The organism is Streptococcus sp. A34 (assembly GCF_043674115.1).
GTDB classification, from domain to species: Bacteria; Bacillota; Bacilli; order Lactobacillales; family Streptococcaceae; genus Streptococcus; species Streptococcus suis_V.
Genome location: NZ_JBIMJM010000005.1, coordinates 19,551 through 36,173 on the forward strand (window position 1 = coordinate 19,551; position 16,623 = coordinate 36,173).

General features: G+C 46.6%; 16 protein-coding genes and 1 riboswitch. Of the genes, 12 read left to right on the forward strand and 4 right to left on the reverse strand.

What is annotated here, in order from left to right:
* The 9 genes from ACHBGV_RS02535 (at position 1) to ACHBGV_RS02575 (ending at position 8,744) form a co-directional block, all read left to right on the forward strand.
* Positions 1–741, forward strand: a complete 741-nt coding sequence (locus tag ACHBGV_RS02535) for a CBS domain-containing protein (RefSeq protein ID WP_172073779.1) — start codon at positions 1–3, stop codon at positions 739–741.
* Between the two features lie 12 nt (positions 742–753).
* Positions 754–1,221: a cytidine/deoxycytidylate deaminase family protein gene (locus ACHBGV_RS02540; protein WP_105111269.1), complete on the forward strand. Its 468-nt coding sequence runs from the start codon at positions 754–756 to the stop codon at positions 1,219–1,221.
* 1,057 nt (positions 1,222–2,278) lie between these two features.
* The gene (gene metK / locus ACHBGV_RS02545) at positions 2,279–3,469 is read left to right on the forward strand and encodes a methionine adenosyltransferase (protein WP_394735589.1); all 1,191 of its coding nucleotides are present in this window, start codon (positions 2,279–2,281) and stop codon (positions 3,467–3,469) included.
* Between the two features lie 31 nt (positions 3,470–3,500).
* Positions 3,501–4,100 (forward strand): NAD(P)H-dependent oxidoreductase, encoded by a 600-nt coding sequence (locus tag ACHBGV_RS02550; RefSeq protein WP_105123560.1) that lies wholly within the window; start codon positions 3,501–3,503, stop codon positions 4,098–4,100.
* A 119-nt stretch (positions 4,101–4,219) separates the two neighbouring features.
* Entirely contained in the window at positions 4,220–5,479 is a 1,260-nt protein-coding gene (locus tag ACHBGV_RS02555) for a UDP-N-acetylglucosamine 1-carboxyvinyltransferase (RefSeq protein WP_105110226.1), read from the forward strand.
* A 42-nt stretch (positions 5,480–5,521) separates the two neighbouring features.
* Positions 5,522–6,094, forward strand: a complete 573-nt coding sequence (locus tag ACHBGV_RS02560) for a GNAT family N-acetyltransferase (protein WP_105110230.1) — start codon at positions 5,522–5,524, stop codon at positions 6,092–6,094.
* The gene (locus tag ACHBGV_RS02565) at positions 6,091–6,951 is read left to right on the forward strand and encodes a methionyl aminopeptidase (RefSeq protein ID WP_105110225.1); all 861 of its coding nucleotides are present in this window, start codon (positions 6,091–6,093) and stop codon (positions 6,949–6,951) included. The genes ACHBGV_RS02560 and ACHBGV_RS02565 overlap by 4 nt, the downstream gene beginning before the upstream one ends.
* Before the next feature lie 33 nt (positions 6,952–6,984).
* Complete coding sequence (locus ACHBGV_RS02570; protein ID WP_394735590.1) at positions 6,985–7,908, forward strand: YihY/virulence factor BrkB family protein; 924 nt, start codon at positions 6,985–6,987, stop codon at positions 7,906–7,908.
* 92 nt (positions 7,909–8,000) lie between these two features.
* Positions 8,001–8,744 (forward strand): hypothetical protein, encoded by a 744-nt coding sequence (locus tag ACHBGV_RS02575; RefSeq protein ID WP_394735591.1) that lies wholly within the window; start codon positions 8,001–8,003, stop codon positions 8,742–8,744.
* A gap of 39 nt (positions 8,745–8,783) precedes the next feature.
* Here the strand turns inward: ACHBGV_RS02575 and ACHBGV_RS02580 are convergent, their stop codons facing one another.
* The gene (locus tag ACHBGV_RS02580) at positions 8,784–9,221 is read right to left on the reverse strand and encodes a GtrA family protein (protein ID WP_125265344.1); all 438 of its coding nucleotides are present in this window, start codon (positions 9,219–9,221) and stop codon (positions 8,784–8,786) included.
* A 29-nt stretch (positions 9,222–9,250) separates the two neighbouring features.
* Positions 9,251–9,348: riboswitch (PreQ1 riboswitch) on the forward strand.
* On the opposite strand from ACHBGV_RS02580, the gene ACHBGV_RS02585 reads away from it, so the two are divergent.
* The 3 genes from ACHBGV_RS02585 (at position 9,349) to ACHBGV_RS02595 (ending at position 12,638) form a co-directional block, all read left to right on the forward strand.
* Positions 9,349–9,858: a QueT transporter family protein gene (locus ACHBGV_RS02585; protein WP_105110221.1), complete on the forward strand. Its 510-nt coding sequence runs from the start codon at positions 9,349–9,351 to the stop codon at positions 9,856–9,858.
* Positions 9,859–10,051: 193 nt separating this feature from the next.
* The gene (locus ACHBGV_RS02590) at positions 10,052–12,208 is read left to right on the forward strand and encodes a Tex family protein (protein ID WP_394735592.1); all 2,157 of its coding nucleotides are present in this window, start codon (positions 10,052–10,054) and stop codon (positions 12,206–12,208) included.
* Positions 12,195–12,638 (forward strand): SprT family protein, encoded by a 444-nt coding sequence (locus ACHBGV_RS02595; protein ID WP_172094558.1) that lies wholly within the window; start codon positions 12,195–12,197, stop codon positions 12,636–12,638. The genes ACHBGV_RS02590 and ACHBGV_RS02595 overlap by 14 nt, the downstream gene beginning before the upstream one ends.
* Before the next feature lie 30 nt (positions 12,639–12,668).
* On the opposite strand, the gene ACHBGV_RS02600 is transcribed toward ACHBGV_RS02595, so the two are convergent.
* The 3 genes from ACHBGV_RS02600 to ACHBGV_RS02610 form a co-directional block, all read right to left on the reverse strand.
* Complete coding sequence (locus ACHBGV_RS02600) at positions 12,669–13,100, reverse strand: NusG domain II-containing protein (RefSeq protein ID WP_105110218.1); 432 nt, start codon at positions 13,098–13,100, stop codon at positions 12,669–12,671.
* Between the two features lie 95 nt (positions 13,101–13,195).
* Positions 13,196–15,214, reverse strand: coding sequence for an ATP-dependent DNA helicase RecG (recG, locus tag ACHBGV_RS02605; protein WP_105136814.1), 2,019 nt, complete (start codon positions 15,212–15,214; stop codon positions 13,196–13,198).
* A gap of 58 nt (positions 15,215–15,272) precedes the next feature.
* A complete protein-coding gene (locus tag ACHBGV_RS02610) occupies positions 15,273–16,613 on the reverse strand; it encodes an MATE family efflux transporter (RefSeq protein ID WP_105110216.1) in 1,341 nt (446 codons plus the stop codon).
* Between the last annotated feature and the right edge of the window lie 10 nt (positions 16,614–16,623).

Below are 16,623 nucleotides of genomic sequence, written 5' to 3' on the forward strand. Positions count from 1 at the left end.
ATGAGTGAAACACGTTTTTTACAGCTCTTTAATGACTTGGATAAAATCTTGCGCAAGGTCTGCAAGGTTCCAGATGGTGAATACGCCGACGTAGCATCCATGCTTGCCAAGGCCAAGGAACTCAGTCCTCACAATCCAGTCGAGGCCAACTGGGACAAGCTCTATGTAGCTCGTCAGCTCCGTAATCTCTTGGTCCATGAAAATCGCACCAATTTGCAGGAGGTGGCCCAGCCTTCGCAGGAGTTGATTGCGGTTTTGGAAAAGGTCATCGCCCAGTATCAAGAACCCATGACGATTGGTAACTTTTTGCGCCAGATTGAGAAAGTCAAGCCCGTTACCTTTGAAGGCTCTGACAAGCTGATTAAGGCCTTGGAAGTAGTGGACAGGGAGCATTTTTCAAAATTTCCTATCTTCGCTCAAAATACCTATCAAGGCTTGGTTTCGGACAAAGGATTGACCAACTGGCTTGCCAAGGCTAGCAAGGAGACGGGCTCTATCCGAGAAAAATTGGAGCGGGCCAGCCTAGCGGATGTCCTAACCTGCGAAGATGACAGCATTCGCGTGGTGCAAGTCTCTGCCAAAACCAGCCTTTATGAAGTGATGAGCCAATTTGAGAGCCGCAAGCGGACGACCATCTTGGTCAGTCGCCAAGGTCATGGCAATATTCAGTCTCCAGAAGATTTGATTGGTATTATCACGGCGCAGGATTTGGCGGCAATTTACCGGCTATTGGATGAATAGAAAGGATAAGTTATGTCAACAAACCGTCTAGCTTGGGATGAATATTTTGCGGCGCAGGCGCTTTTGATTGCCAATCGTGCTACCTGCAAGCGTGCCAAGGTCGGTGCGGTCTTGGTCAAGGACAATAAAGTAATTGCAACAGGCTATAATGGTTCGGTTTCTGGTACAGAGCATTGTTTGGATCAAGAATGCCTGATGATTGACGGTCACTGTGCCCGAACCCTCCACGCAGAAGTCAATGCGATTTTGCAAGGAGCAGAGCGAGGTATCCCCAAAGGATTTACTGCCTATGTGACACATTTCCCCTGCCTGAATTGCTCCAAACAGCTCCTGCAAGTGGGCTGCAAACGAGTGGTTTATATCAATGAGTACCGTATGGACGACTATGCCCACTATCTCTACAAGGAGAAGGGCTGTGAACTGGTTCATCTGCCATTAGAAGATGTCAAACAGGCCATTCAAGATGCAGAATTTATATAGAAATATAGAAGAGGAAGAGTTTGTAGACAAAAGTCTCCTTTCGGACTTTCCTGAGGTGATGTCGGACGGTAGTAAACTTTCTTGTTTCTGGGTTTACTCCTCAAACAGTCTCCCAGACTGTTTGAGCTACCTACGGAATTCAATACCTAGTCATTGAGACTAAGGTCTCAAACGCTCCGAGAAGTGAGAAAGTTTCACTTTCTTGATTTCCCACCTTAGACAGTCTCCCAGACTGTCTGAGCACAGCGGAAAGTCTCGGTTTAGACTCGCTCAGCTCGCAAAATAAATCAAATTTAATTTTTTCTTAGCAGAGCTAATCAGTTTATTTACTTAGAGTATAGTCTGTCTACGTTCTGAGAGTTGTAAGGATGCAACTCTTTTTTTACGATTTATTTGTTAAAAAGGTCACGTTTTGTTGAGAAATGTGCTATACTAGAGGGGTTATTAAGTCCCGAAAAGGCAGTCTGAACACTGGTTAATGATTTGTAGCAATGTAAATCATCTTCCTTGCTCGATTTCAAAGAAATCTCGCAAAGAACCAGTCGTTTACGACTGGTTCTTTGTAACTTTTTAACCCGCTAAGAAAATTTCTGTCGCAAGCTCCGTATTTTCTACGGAAGCCACTATCCTGCGGTCTTCCTAAGCGGCTTACTAACTTTTCCAAGAAAATAATATCGATTTTCTTGGATTCGTGTCGTAACCCGCTAAGAAAATTTCTGTCGCAAGCTCCATATTTTCTACGGAAGCCACTATCCTGCGGTCTTCCTAAGCGGCTTACTAACTTCTCCCAGAAAATAATATCGTTTTTCTCGGATTCGTGTCGTAACCCGCTAAGAAAATTTCGTTGAATATGCGACGAAGTCGCAAGGGGATAGTTTCCGCCGTGGTGAAAGTCATAGAATGTTTACATTCTATGACTAGGGCTTGGCAAGACTTAGGTTTGCCAAAAAGAAATAGAACTCCGCAGGAGATCGCTTTCGGCCTGCACCACTTCAGGAAACTATCGGAAAACAGAAATTTTTAGCAAACAAGATTTATTTAAAAGGGGGACATTTTTATGTCAGAACGTAAGTTGTTTACGTCTGAGTCAGTTTCGGAGGGGCATCCGGATAAGATTGCTGACCAGATTTCAGATGCTATTTTGGATGCTATTTTAGCCCAGGATCCAGATGCCCACGTGGCAGCAGAGACAGCTGTTTACACAGGTTCTGTCCATGTGTTTGGCGAAATTTCGACCACAGCCTATGTGGACATTAACCGTGTGGTGCGCGATACCATTGCTGAGATTGGCTATACCAAGGGCGAATACGGTTTTGCTGCAGAATCAGTCGGGGTGCACCCGTCGTTGGTGGAGCAATCACCGGATATTGCGCAAGGGGTTAATGAAGCCTTGGAGGCACGTCAAGATGCCAGTCAAGATCCACTGGATTTGATTGGGGCAGGTGACCAGGGGCTCATGTTTGGTTTTGCAGTAGATGAAACGCCTGAACTCATGCCATTGCCCATATCACTAAGTCACAAATTGGTGCGTCGTTTAGCTGAGTTGAGAAAATCTGGTGAAATTACTTATCTGCGTCCAGATGCTAAGTCACAGGTAACGGTTGAATACGATGAAGACAATCAACCTGTTCGTGTGGATACAGTCGTTATTTCGACCCAGCATGATCCAGAAATCAGTCAAGAACAAATTCGTCAAGATGTGATTGAGCAGGTCGTTAAAACGGTTATTCCGGCAAATTATCTGGATGATCAAACTAAGTTCTTTATCAATCCTACAGGGCGCTTTGTGATTGGTGGTCCGCAAGGTGACTCTGGTTTGACTGGTCGTAAAATCATTGTGGATACCTATGGCGGTTATGCTCGTCATGGTGGAGGTGCCTTTTCTGGTAAAGATGCGACCAAGGTTGACCGTTCAGCATCCTATGCAGCCCGTTATATTGCCAAAAATATTGTCGCGGCAGGATTTGCCAAGAAGGCAGAAGTCCAGCTAGCCTATGCTATCGGTGTGGCCCAGCCTGTTTCTGTCCGTATTGATACCTTTGGCACCAGCACTGTTTCTGAAAGCAAATTAGAGGCGGCTGTGCGTCAGATTTTCGACCTGCGCCCAGCGGGAATTATCCAAATGTTAGACCTCAAGCGTCCGATTTATAAGCAGACGGCGGCTTATGGACACATGGGACGGACAGATATTGACCTTCCGTGGGAACGACTGGATAAGGTGGATGCTTTGAAAGAGGCTTTGGCCTAGTTGATAGGGAGGTCTTGTGATGAAAAAAGCCCTGATTGTATTTGCTCATCCTCGCAAAGAAAGTTTTACCCATGCCTTGGTGGCGCGGGTTGAGCAGGCTTTACGAAAAAATGGGATAGAAGTGACTGTGCGTGATTTGTATGCGCTGGGTTTTGATCCTGTATTGCGTGGAGAGGATGCCATCCATATTGAAAATGGTCAGTTTGTTCGCGATGCAGCTGCCTATCCAGCTGATGTTCAAGTTGAGATGGACTTGATTGCGGAGAGTGATTTGCTGGTTTACATTTTTCCGTCTTGGTGGAATGGGATGCCGGCTATCATGAAAGGCTACGTTGACCGTGTTTTTCAGCATGGATTTGCCTACAGCTTTGAATCCGATGAACCGCGCCAGCTATTTTCCACGAAAAAAGCCATGTTCTTTACTCCAACAGGGCAACCGCAGAATACAGATGGCAGCTTGACACCGATTGACCAAGCCATGAAGTTTTTGACCTCTGATTGGCTCTTCAATAGCAATGACGCCCAAGTTCTTGGCCATGTTTTTTATGGCCGTGTGCCTTATTTGACACGGGATGAATTGGAAGTCTACTTGCAAGATGCAGAAGAGCGTATCCAGAGAATATTCGATTAAAGCAAAGGGGGCCTGCAAGGGCTACCCTTTTCATTTCAAATAACTAGCATTTTCACTAAGCTTGTGGTAAAATAAAACGTATGCCTTTTTGGGCAAAGTTAGAAATGAGAAATTCTAGTATGAGAAAAATTGTAATTCAAGGTGGGAAACCTTTAAAAGGGACTGTTACAGTCAGTGGTGCTAAGAACTCTGTTGTAGCATTGATTCCAGCCATTATTTTATCGGATGGGATTGTAACTCTGGATGGTGTGCCAGCTATTTCCGATGTAGATAGTTTGATTGATATTATGGAGACTATGGGGGCAACGGTCAAACGTGACGGCGAAACTCTTGAGATTGACCCGCGTGGTGTGCAAGATATGCCCATGCCTTTCGGGAAAATCAATAGTCTGCGGGCCTCTTATTATTTCTACGGTTCGCTGTTAGGTCGTTTTGGACGGGCAGTGGTTGGTCTACCAGGTGGTTGTGACCTGGGGCCCCGTCCCATCGATTTGCATCTGAAAGCATTTGCTGCTATGGGCGCTGAAACGACCTACGAGGGCGAGTATATGCGTTTGGCGACGGATGGTTCTCGTATCCGTGGGGCTCATATCTTTATGGATGTTGTCAGTGTTGGCGCGACTATCAATACCATTTTGGCGGCTGTCAAGGCTGAAGGGCGGACAGTTATCGAAAATGCGGCGCGTGAGCCAGAAATCATTGACGTAGCAACTCTTTTGAACAACATGGGAGCCCATATTCGCGGCGCTGGTACAGACATCATTACCATCGAAGGTGTTGACCGTTTGAATGGTACCCGTCACCAAGTCATTCCTGACCGGATTGAAGCAGGTTCCTATATCGCACTTGCAGCAGCAGTTGGGGAAGGTATCCGCATTGACAATGTGCTCTACGAACACTTGGAAAGTTTCATTGCCAAATTGGAGGAAATGGGCGTTCGGATGACTGTTTCTGAGGATAGCATCTTTGTTGAAAAACAGGAGCAGCTTAAGGCAGTCAGCATAAAAACAGCGCCTTACCCAGGCTTTGCGACGGATTTGCAGCAACCCATTACCCCACTCTTGCTCAAGGCAGAGGGGACTGGGACAATTACCGATACAATCTATGAAAAACGTGTCGGACATGTTCAGGAATTGTCAAATATGGGTGCCAAAATCATGACCCGCAGCAATCACATTGCCTTTGAAGGTCCAAACAATTTGGTTGGAGCGCCTGTTAAAGCAACGGATTTACGTGCAGGTGCGGCCATGGTCATCGCTGGTTTGATGGCACAAGGGCGGACAGAAATCACCAATATTGAATTTATCCTTCGGGGCTATTCCAATATTATCGAAAAACTAACAGAACTGGGTGCGGACATCCAGCTAGTAGAAGAATAAAAGAAGGAGGCTGGAAGTCATTCCAGCCTCTCAAGATAGATGATGACTATATGGATGGGCTTGGCAGCGACTGCCAGATTTGAAACAGAACGCCTCATCTTACGGCCTTTTCGCTACGAAGATGGGGATGATTTTTACCAGATGGTTTCTAAGCCAGAAAAGATGCCTTTCATTTTTCCGGCTTTGCCCGACAAGAACTTGGCAGTAGCGACCATGGTGGAGAAATTTATGCGCCAACCCTTGGGAAACTGGGCTTTGGTGGACAAGGTTTCCCAGCAGCTAATCGGTGCGCTCTGTTTTGAAAAAATGGACGAGAGCAAGCTGACTGCGGAGCTCAGCTATTTCCTTAAAAAAGAAAAATGGAGGCAGGGTCTGATGACGGAGGCCGTGCGCAACCTGGTCTTTTTGGCCTTTTATGAATTGGGCTTGCGTGAGCTGACCATCATCACCCATCTGGAAAATGCTGCTAGTCAGGCTGTGGCCAGAAATGCTGGCTTTGTGCAGGTTGACCACTATCGCGGGAGTGACCGTTATAGTCACAAGACGCGGGACTACCTGAAATTTAGCTTGAAAAAAGCAGACTTTAGATTAGAAATCAATGAGGAGAACCAATGATTACCATTAAATCACAGCGTGAAATTGATGCCATGAATCGTGCAGGAGACGTCTTGGCTGGAGTGCATATCGGATTGCGTGAGCTGATTAAGCCGGGCGTAGACATGTGGGAAGTAGAAGAATATGTCCGAAAGACTTGTAAGGAAAAGAATGTTTTGCCCCTTCAAATCGGTGTAGATGGCGAAATCATGGACTATCCTTATGCCACTTGTTGTGGTCTTAATGACGAGGTGGCTCATGCCTTTCCGCGTCATTACAAACTCAAAGAAGGCGATTTGCTCAAGGTGGACATGGTTCTGAGTGAGCCATTGGACAAAGCAGTTGTCGATGTGTCAAAACTCAATTTTAACGATGTAGCAGCCATGAAGAAAATCACCCAAAGCTATCGCGGTGGTGTGGCGGATTCCTGCTGGGCTTACGCAGTTGGTCAGGTGTCCGAAGAAGTGACCAAGCTGATGGAAGTGACTAAAGAATGTCTCTATCGTGGAATGGAGCAGGCTGTTGTTGGCAATCGGATTGGTGATATTGGCGCAGCGATTCAAGAATATGCCGAAGGTCTCGGCTACGGTGTAGTCCGTGACTTGGTTGGTCACGGGGTTGGTCCAACCTTCCACGAAGAACCAATGGTGCCTCACTACGGAATTAAAGGCCGTGGTCTCCGTTTACGCGAAGGTATGGTCTTGACCATCGAGCCTATGATCAATACAGGTACTTGGGAAATTGACACCGATATGAAAACAGGTTGGGCTCATAAAACTTTGGATGGCGGTTTATCTTGCCAATACGAGCACCAATTTGTCATCACCAAAGATGGTCCTGTTATCTTGACCAGTCAAGGCGAAGAGGGAACTTATTAAACAGACTCATGCTATAAAAAAGGAGGATAGAAGATGAAGGAGGAAACACTTTTTGAGAAGGTCAAGTCCTTTTTCGGGTCCTTCTTTTCTTTTTATCGATCAGCAGAGGTGGATTTGACCAGCGTGGCAGTGGCCTATTATTTGCTGATTTCAGGCTTTCCCATTTTGCTGACTCTGGCTAATCTGCTGCCCTACTTTCCCTTTGATGTGGAAGAAATCCTGGCCATTCTCAAAGAATTTATTCCAAGTCAGTTTTCTGGGACAGTTTTGCCAACGGTGCGGTTGCTCCTGACCCAACGTTCCTCCTCTTGGTTGGGAATTTCAATTATGACAACGCTGTGGACGGTCTCTAAGAGCATGATGATTTTGCAAAAGGCGGTCAACAAGGCCTACGGTGTCACAGACCACCGCAATGTGATTCTTGCACGGATTGTAGGTGTCTTGATGGGGCTTGGTCTCCAAACCATTCTCATTTTGTCCATTACGCTCTTGACCTTTGGCCAAGCCATTGTCCAATTTATCCGGTCCAATCTGGGTATTGACAATGATTGGTTGCTGGGGATTTTTAGCCAGGTCCAGTGGATTGCTTATCTAGCCCTGGCGGTTAGTTTGATTATGTTTTACTATGTTTTACCCAATGTAAAAATTCCCAAGCTACGCTATGTTTTGCCAGGACCTGCTTTTGTTCTGGGAGTCTTTATTGGTCTGGGGAATATGTTGGCGACCTATGTTCAGCGTTCGGCAGATAAGATGGTCGATGTCCGACTGGTGACTAGTTTGGTTTTTCTGGTTGTCATGATTTGGTTCATTCTCTTGAGCCATCTTCTCATAGTGGGAGCAGTTCTCAATGCCACTGTCCAGAGCAGACAGGAGGGCGAATTTGAACAGCGGTCGGGAGATATGAAAGAAACCTGGAAGGCCCTGAAAAGATTTTTTACAAGAAAGCAGAGTACATGACCAGCGAGAGTTGGTCTTTTTTGGTGCGTTTTTCTTGATTTTATAAATAATTAGTGATATTGTTATAAAAAAGTTGGATACAGGGGGTTGATATGAAATTTAGCCGAATTTTATTTTTATCCTTGTTCAGTTTGAGTCTTGTAGCCTGTGGGCTTAGTCAAGGTCAGAATTCTGCTCAATCATCAGATTCTGAAGCTGCTGTTACTGGGACTTCAAGCAGTGGAGCAGCTGAAACTTCTAGTCAATTGCCTTCAAAGCAAGCATTAGAGGCTGACCCCACACCCTTGGATATTGCGAGTGTAGTCAATCCTGCAAATTTGGGTCAGAATCTGTCAGACGGAGGCTATGTTTTTGTTTTTCGCTATACAGGGGCTGGCGGAGAGCGGACAGCAGTTCCGGAGAATCTACAAGGTCAGGTTATCGATGATGGCCAGCGGATTTCTGATTCTAGCGTAGAAAAGATGGGACTCTATGGGCAAAAATACCGGGATTTAGGGGTAGAAGCTGACCATATCCTTACTTCTGAATATTACTTCGTCTGGCAGCATGCCCAGGCTGCATTTGGGGATAATTTGGAAATCAATCGAGATTTGACAGGGTCCTTGAATTTTTCTGACGATCAGGAATTGGAGCAATCCTTACAAAACTTGCGGAATCGGACCATTCAAGTCCCTGAAACTGGAAAATCAACGATTTTATTTACCCACCAGGGCAAGTTTGACAAGGCCTATGGCTACTATATTCCAGCAGGGACGACCCTGGTATTCAAGCCGGATGGTAGCAACCAACCCAAGCTCATTGCTGTTTTGACTTTTGAAGAGTTTTTGAATGTATAAATTAGATACTTAAAGCAAATAGGTTTGGACCCGCCAAACCTATTTTGTATTTTTAAAAATAAATAATTTACTAAGGACATAGTTGAGGACGATGACCAAGACCTGCGAAAGAGCAGTTGCGATAGCATTGACTTTTTGAATGTCCTGTTGAACAAATTGGCCGATGATGTGAGGGAATTTTTCGACCAGGAAATAGGCTAGAGCCATATCGAGGACCAGGGTAGAAATACGGGCACCGATAAATTTGACCAGCCGTCCCTGCCAACCATTTTTTTCCTGCTTGAAGACATAGCGGTCATTGGTCCAAAAGGCAAAGAGAATGGCAACTGTGTTGGCAATCAGAGTGACCATTAAAATGTTGGGCCAGATGTAAAAGAGGCTGGTTCGCGTGATGATATAGACCAGGGTTGCGGCGACGCCCGCGATTAGATAGAGGATGACTTCATTTTCTAAGAATGTTTTTATTAGTTTTTTCATAAGAACTAGTCTATCATTTTTTTGAAAATTATGCTATACTGGAAAACGTTGTAAATACAACCCTTGGGACTTGCTCACTTTACCCAAGCATATTTCAGGCGGTCAACCCGCTAAAGGAGAATTTTTTATGAAGACATCTACCTTTTCTGTCAGAGATCTGGCAGAGATTGCTATCGTTGCGGCCATTTATGTGGCTTTGACCCTCACACCACCCTTGAATGCTATATCCTTCGGTGCCGTTCAATTTCGGATTTCAGAAATGCTGAATTTTCTAGCCTTTTATAATCCTAAATACATCATCGGAGTGACCATCGGTTGCATGATTGCCAATCTGATTGGCTTTGGGGTCATTGATCTATTTGTTGGTGGTTTTTCAACTCTTATCTTCGTGACACTTGGTGTGAAATTATTTTCAAAATACAAGGACCACTATCTTTTCAATGGTTTGATCAATAAGGCTTTTCTCTATTTTTCCTTATTTTTCTCATTTACCATGTTTACCATTGCTTTAGAGCTAAAGTTCTTGTACGATTTGCCATTTTTCCTTACCTGGTTGACAACAGCGGCTGGGGAATTGCTTTCGCTCTTGGTCGGGGCAGTCATTATGGATAAATTGGCTAAGCGATTGAATTTGTAACAGAACGAGTTAATGTGAGCAGGGTCTGGACTGAAGTCCAGGCTCTTTTTGCATGTAAGATAAAATGAGCTCATTCAGTTAATCAAAGACAATAGGATTTTCTGGACTATAGCAACAAAAATTGCTCCGCAGACCGGATCTTTGGCTCTCTTTTTGAGCTGGTCAGGTCTTTTTTCATGGTATAATAGAGCTTATGGAAGAAAAATACATGAAGATTGCCCAAGAATTGGGTGTAAGTTTGAAACAGATTGATACGGTATTGACCCTGACAGCTGAGGGCAATACCATCCCCTTCATCGCTCGTTACCGCAAGGAAGCAACGGGTAATTTGGACGAGGTTCTTATCAAGGCCATTATTGACCGAGATAAGGCTTTGACGGCTTTGGTTGACCGCAAGGCGACGGTTCTGACCAAGATTGAAGAGCAGGGCAAGCTGACTGACCAGCTCCGTCAGGCCATTGAAGAGGCTGAAAAGTTGGCGGACGTCGAAGAGTTGTACCTGCCATATAAGGAAAAACGTCGGACCAAGGCGACGGTGGCGCGTGAGGCTGGTCTCTTTCCACTGGCACGCTTGATTTTGCAGTATGGTGCAGACTTAGAAACTCAGGCGGCAAGCTTTGTCACTGAAGGCTTCGATACGCCGACTGCTTGCTTGGTCGGTGCAGTGGACATTCTCGTGGAAGCTCTGGCTGAGGACACCAAACTCCGTGCTTGGGTCTACCATGAAATCCTGACCAATTCCAGACTTATATCAGAAGTCAAGGATCAGGACAGCGATGAGAAGGCTGTCTTTGAAATCTACTATGAATTTGCCGAGAAAATCGCGAAGATGCAAGGCTATCAGACTCTTGCCATCAACCGCGGTGAAAAATTAGGCATTCTCAAGGTCGGTTTCCAGCACAATCTGGACAAGATGATCCGCTTTTTTGAATTGCGCTTTCCGCAGCAAAATGCCTATATTCAAGAAGTTATCAGTCAGACCCTGAAAAAGAAGATTATCCCAGCTATGGAGCGCCGTATTCGTACGGAATTGACTGAGCAGGCGGAAGAAGGGGCCATCCAACTTTTCTCGAAAAACCTCCGCAACCTGCTTTTGGTTTCACCCCTGAAGGGCAAGGTAGTCCTCGGCTTTGACCCTGCCTTTCGTACAGGGGCAAAACTAGCGGTCGTTGACCAGACAGGAAAACTCCTGACGACGCAGGTTATTCACCCCGTCAAGCCGGCCTCACAGGCTCAGATTGCCCAAGCCAAGCAGGATTTGGCAAATCTGATTGGTCAATACCAAGTCGAAATCATTGCCATCGGAAACGGTACGGCCAGCCGCGAATCAGAAAGCTTCGTTGCTGATTTGCTCAAGGGCTTCCCACAGGTCTCCTACGTCATCGTCAATGAAAGCGGAGCCTCAGTCTACTCTGCCTCTGAACTGGCCCGTCAGGAATTTCCAGACCTAACTGTCGAAAAACGCTCTGCTATTTCCATCGCCCGCAGGCTCCAAGACCCGCTGGCTGAGCTGGTCAAGATTGACCCGAAGTCCATCGGTGTCGGCCAGTACCAGCACGATGTTAATCAGAAACTTCTGTCCGAGAGTCTGGATTTTGTCGTCGATACGGTGGTCAACCAAGTCGGTGTCAATGTCAATACGGCTAGTCCCGCCCTCCTTGCCCATGTGGCTGGTCTCAACAAGACCATTTCGGAGAATATCGTCAAGTATCGCGAGGAGCATGGCGCTCTGACCACCCGTCAAGAGCTCAAAAAGGTGCCGCGTTTGGGCGATAAGGCTTTCGAGCAGGCGGCTGGCTTCTTGCGTATTCCTAACGGCACTAATCTTTTGGATAATACTGGCGTGCATCCTGAGTCTTACAAGGCTGTCGAGAACTTGCTTGCTCATCTAGCTATCGACCACTTAGACTCTGCTGCGCAGGAAAAATTAGCGACGGTGGCAGTTGCGGACATGGCTGAAACCTTGGGCATCGGTCAGGAAACTCTGAAAGATATTATCGCAGACTTGCTCAAACCGGGTCGGGATTTACGGGATGATTTCGAGGCCCCTGTTTTGCGTCAGGATGTCTTGGATGTCAAAGACTTGAAAGTCGGTCAAGAATTGCAGGGAACGGTCCGTAACATTGTGGACTTCGGTGCCTTTGTCGATATTGGTGTCCATGAAGATGGGCTTATTCACATTTCCCGCATGGTCAAACGTAAGCGTAACGGCAAAGGTCGTCTTATGGCGCAACCTCACCCGAGTGAAATCCTTGCGGTTGGTGAAATTGTCACTGTCTGGGTGACAGAAGTAGATATAAAACGCAACCGCATCGGTCTGAGCCTCTTGAAACCTCATGGACTTGACTAAATACGTAGAGCTGGTGTCCAGAGAGGACTTCGGCAAGGAATTTCATCATGTAGCCATCTGGAATCGCCGTCTGCGCTCGACAGGCGGACGCTTTTTCCCGCAGGATGGGCACTTGGACTTCAATCCCAAGCATCTGGAAAAGTTTGGTTTAGAGGTCTTTCGGCAGATTGTCCGCCACGAGCTCTGCCATTACCATCTCTATTTTGAGAAAAAGGGCTATCGCCACGGGGATAGGGATTTTCAAGAACTCTTACAGGCTGTCGATGGACTTCGTTATGCACCTAAATTAGCACAAGCACAGAAACCAAATCCCCGCTACAGTTGCACGGCCTGTGGTCAAGTCTACATGAGAAAGCGCAGGATTGACCTCAAGAAATACAGGTGCGGCAAGTGCAGGGGGATGCTAAAACAGCTAAAAAACGAATCATGATAGTTTCGTCATCACGATTCGTTTTTCTTTTTATAGGGGTAAAATCAATTCTTCCTCTTCCTCTGTAGGTTCGCCCCCAACGGCCTTGATTTCAATCATGAGATTGTGGGGCAGGCAGACGGAGAGTTGACCGGGTTTGCTAATCCAGCCTGTCATGACGGCAATCTGGTCCGGGCTATTGTCTTCCTTGACCCGGATACTCTGACCGTCGACTTCGATGATATTGTATTGGCCAGGATTGGGATAATAGGTGATTTCCTGATGTTTGGTATCGGCAGCTAGTTCAAATTCATCCACGACCTCTCCGTTGATGCGGACATAAGCAATGATTTTTGCTTCTTGTCCCTGCTCTGATAGCTCTGCATAGGTGAGGATAGCAGGTGTGAAGGACAGAACCAGGGCCAGTCCGATGAGCAGGTAGTCGAATAGTTTTAGCTGCTTGAGAATAGTCTTGAACGTCATAGCTCTATTGTATAGAAAAAATCCAGCTTTGTAAATTGCTGGATTGATTTTATTCTGAGGACAGCTTTATAACTGAGTAGCTGACTTGATGATGCCTAATCCAACTCATTTTTCATATCCAGGTGTTGGGCCAGGATACTCCAGCTTGGGTTTTCTTGCCAGTTGGCTTCAGCGGTAATTTGGCTAGCCAGGCGCCTAGCTTCTTCTAGGATAGGATAGTCATCAATGATATTGGCAACCTGAAATTCTGGCAGACCGGATTGGCGGGTACCAAAGATCTCACCAGAGCCCCGCATTTTCAGGTCTGCTTCGGATAGGACAAATCCGTCCGTAGTTTCTGTCATCAGTTTCATCCGTTCCTTGCCGGACTCGGTTTTGGGATTGGCGACCAGGATGGCGTAGGATTGCTTGTCTCCCCGACCCACCCGGCCCCTCAGCTGGTGGAGCTGGCTGAGACCAAAACGATCCGCATCCATGATAACCATAATGCTGGCATTGGGAACATTGACACCAACCTCGATCACCGTTGTTGAGACCAGGATATCTGTTTTTCTTTCCTTGAAAGCCTGCATGATACTATCCTTTTCCTCGGAGGACATCTTACCATGCAGGAGGTCAATTGTGGCCTTCGAGCCGAAATAGTCTCTCAATTCCTCCGTTAAGGCAACCGCATTTTTCAAGTCCAGGGCTTCGGATTCCTCAATCAAGGGAGAAACGAAGTAGACCTGGCTTTCTTTTTTTAGCTCCTTTGTCATCCAATCCAGTACTACTGGTAGCTGCTGGTGTTTGACCCAGCGCGTGATAATGGGTTTTCGTCCGGCTGGAAGTTGGTTGATGATGGAGACGTCCATATCGCCAAAGGCTGTGATGGCTAATGTCCTTGGAATCGGTGTAGCCGTCATCATGAGAACATCTGGATTGCTCCCTTTTTGACGGAGAAGTTTTCGTTGCTTGACCCCAAACCGGTGTTGTTCGTCTGTGATGACCAAGCCTAATTTATGATAAGTGACTGCATCCTGAATCAAAGCATGGGTCCCGACGATCAAGTCGACCTGATTTTCCTCGATAGCCTTGAGCGCGGCCCGTCTAGGGGCAGCCTTCATTTTACCGGTTAACAGGGCTATGGATAAGTTGGGAAAGAGCCCCTGTAGGCTTTGATAATGTTGCTCGGCTAGAATTTCCGTTGGAACCATGAGGGCAGATTGAAAGCCAGCTGTGTGAGTGGCGTAGATGGCCAAGCCTGCCACAACCGTTTTTCCGGAACCGACATCACCTTGCAGTAGCCGATTCATATGGCGACTGGATTTCATATCTTCTAAGATATCCTCCAGGACCTGATTCTGAGCCTGGGTCAGAGAGAAGGGGAGGGCCTGGATGGCTTGCTGGACAGCTGGTTGGTTAAATGGAATGGCTAGTCCCTTAGATTGGTCACGGTTTTGCGCCTTGAGTTGCTGGAGCTGTAGCTGAAAATAGAAGAGTTCTTCAAATTTAATACGGCGCAGGGCTTGTCTATACTGGTCTAAGTCTTCTGGGAAATGCATGGCCCGTACAGCGTCGACCCGTCCCATGAGCTTGTAGCGTTCCAGTATAGGGCTGGGGAGATTCTCAGTCAGGAGGTCTAAATAGCCTAGGTCCACGGCGGACTTGACCAGTTTGACCAGCTGGGTCTGACTAATTCCTTGGGCGACATGATAGACAGGCTGCAAATCATCTGCTTGCTGGGACAAGATTTTCATTCCCGTCAGGCTAGCCTTGGCTTTATCCCATTTACCCCAAATGACTATATCTTGTCCTACTTCCACCTTGTCGGCCAGATAGGGTTGATTGAAAAAAGAAACGGCTACCACCACCTGGTCCTGCTTAATAGAAAAACGAAGGCGGTTGCGTTTGAAGCCATAATATTGCACATTGGCTGGAGTGACGACCTGCCCCATAATCACAGCCTTTTCGCCGTCCATAAGCTCTAAGATGGATTTTGTCTCGTAATCTTCGTAGCGGAAGGGATAGTAGCACAGGACATCTTCCACGCTATAGAGGTCTAGTTTTGTAAATTTCTCTGCTGACTTGGGTCCGATTCCAGGCAAGACAGACAGTGGATCCTTCAATTGTTTCATGCTTGTATTATAGCAAAAGTTTGACCAATTTCCCAAAACAAAAACACCCAGTGTCGAACTAGGTGTTTGCCATGGCTTGTTTAAGCCGTTTTCTGTAAATCAGGCTACTAGGTATGAGGACGAGAATGCTGCCAATCCAGGCTGCAGGATTAGCGGCCGCAACGCCATTGAAGCCAAAATAGTGGAGGCCAACAATGGCCACGAGAGCCCGCATGATCAATTCTCCGAAACCAGCCAGCATAGGTACGGCACCATTTCCCAGCCCCTGGATGAAGCTCCTAAGGATAAAGAGGCTGGCCACAATCCAATAACAGGAGGCATTGATAATGTAGTAGGCCAGTGCTAAGTCAAGAACGGTCTCGCTGGCGTCTGCGATGAAGAGACCTGAGAAGAACCGATTTCCCCAGATAAGAACAAGAGCGAACAAGATAGACCAGGCCAAACTGATATAGAGGGTCTTTTTGACCCCTTCCAAAATGCGGTCATATAGTTTAGCACCATAGTTTTGGGCCGTAAAGGTTGAGATAGCCAGTCCCAGATTGACCATGGGCAACATGGCCAATTGGTCCGTCCGTAGGGCAATGGATTGGGCAGCGATGGCATCGGTTCCCAACTGGTTCATCATGACCTGGAAGGTCAAGGAGCCAATGGCAATAACGCTGGCCTGTAATCCCATTGGAAAGCCAATATTGGCATGTTTGATTAACTCCTCTTTTTCAAGCTTCAAATCGCCTGGTTTTAAGTGGTAATGGGGAATTTTTCTCTTGATGTAAATGATGAGGAATATAACGGAGAAGGCTTGGGCCAAGACTGTTGCAAAGCCAGCTCCGAAGACGCCCCATTTCATGGTTAAAATAAAGAAAAAGTCAAGGCCGATATTGATGATGCAGGCGATGATGAGGGCGATAAGCGGAGTTCGCGAATCTCCCAGACTACGGATGGCACTGGACAAATAGTTATAAAAGATGGTAAAGGTCATTCCGCCATAGATAGCTAGAAGGAAGTCGTGGGCGTGCTCGATGATATCAGCAGGCGTCTGCATGAGTTCCAGGGTTGGGCGGAGAAAGAGAAGGGAGACCGTCGTCAGTACCAAACTAACGATGGCAGCATAGAAAAGTCCGTGAACAAAGCTTTTCTTGAGGCCAATCAAGTCCCCTGCACCAAAGCGTTGGGCACTAATAATGGTAAGGCCATTAGTTAAGCCTTGGGCAAAGCCTAGAATCAAAAATGTCAGTCCAACAGTGGCTCCTACACTTGCAAAGGCCGTGGTCCCAAGGGTATGGCCAACAATCATGCTGTCAGCAAAATTGTAGGTTAACTGGAAAAAGGAGCCAATCAAGAGAGGGATAGCAAATTGTAAAATAACAGTTAAGGGTTTCCCCTTGGTCAAATCGTTCATATAATCTCCT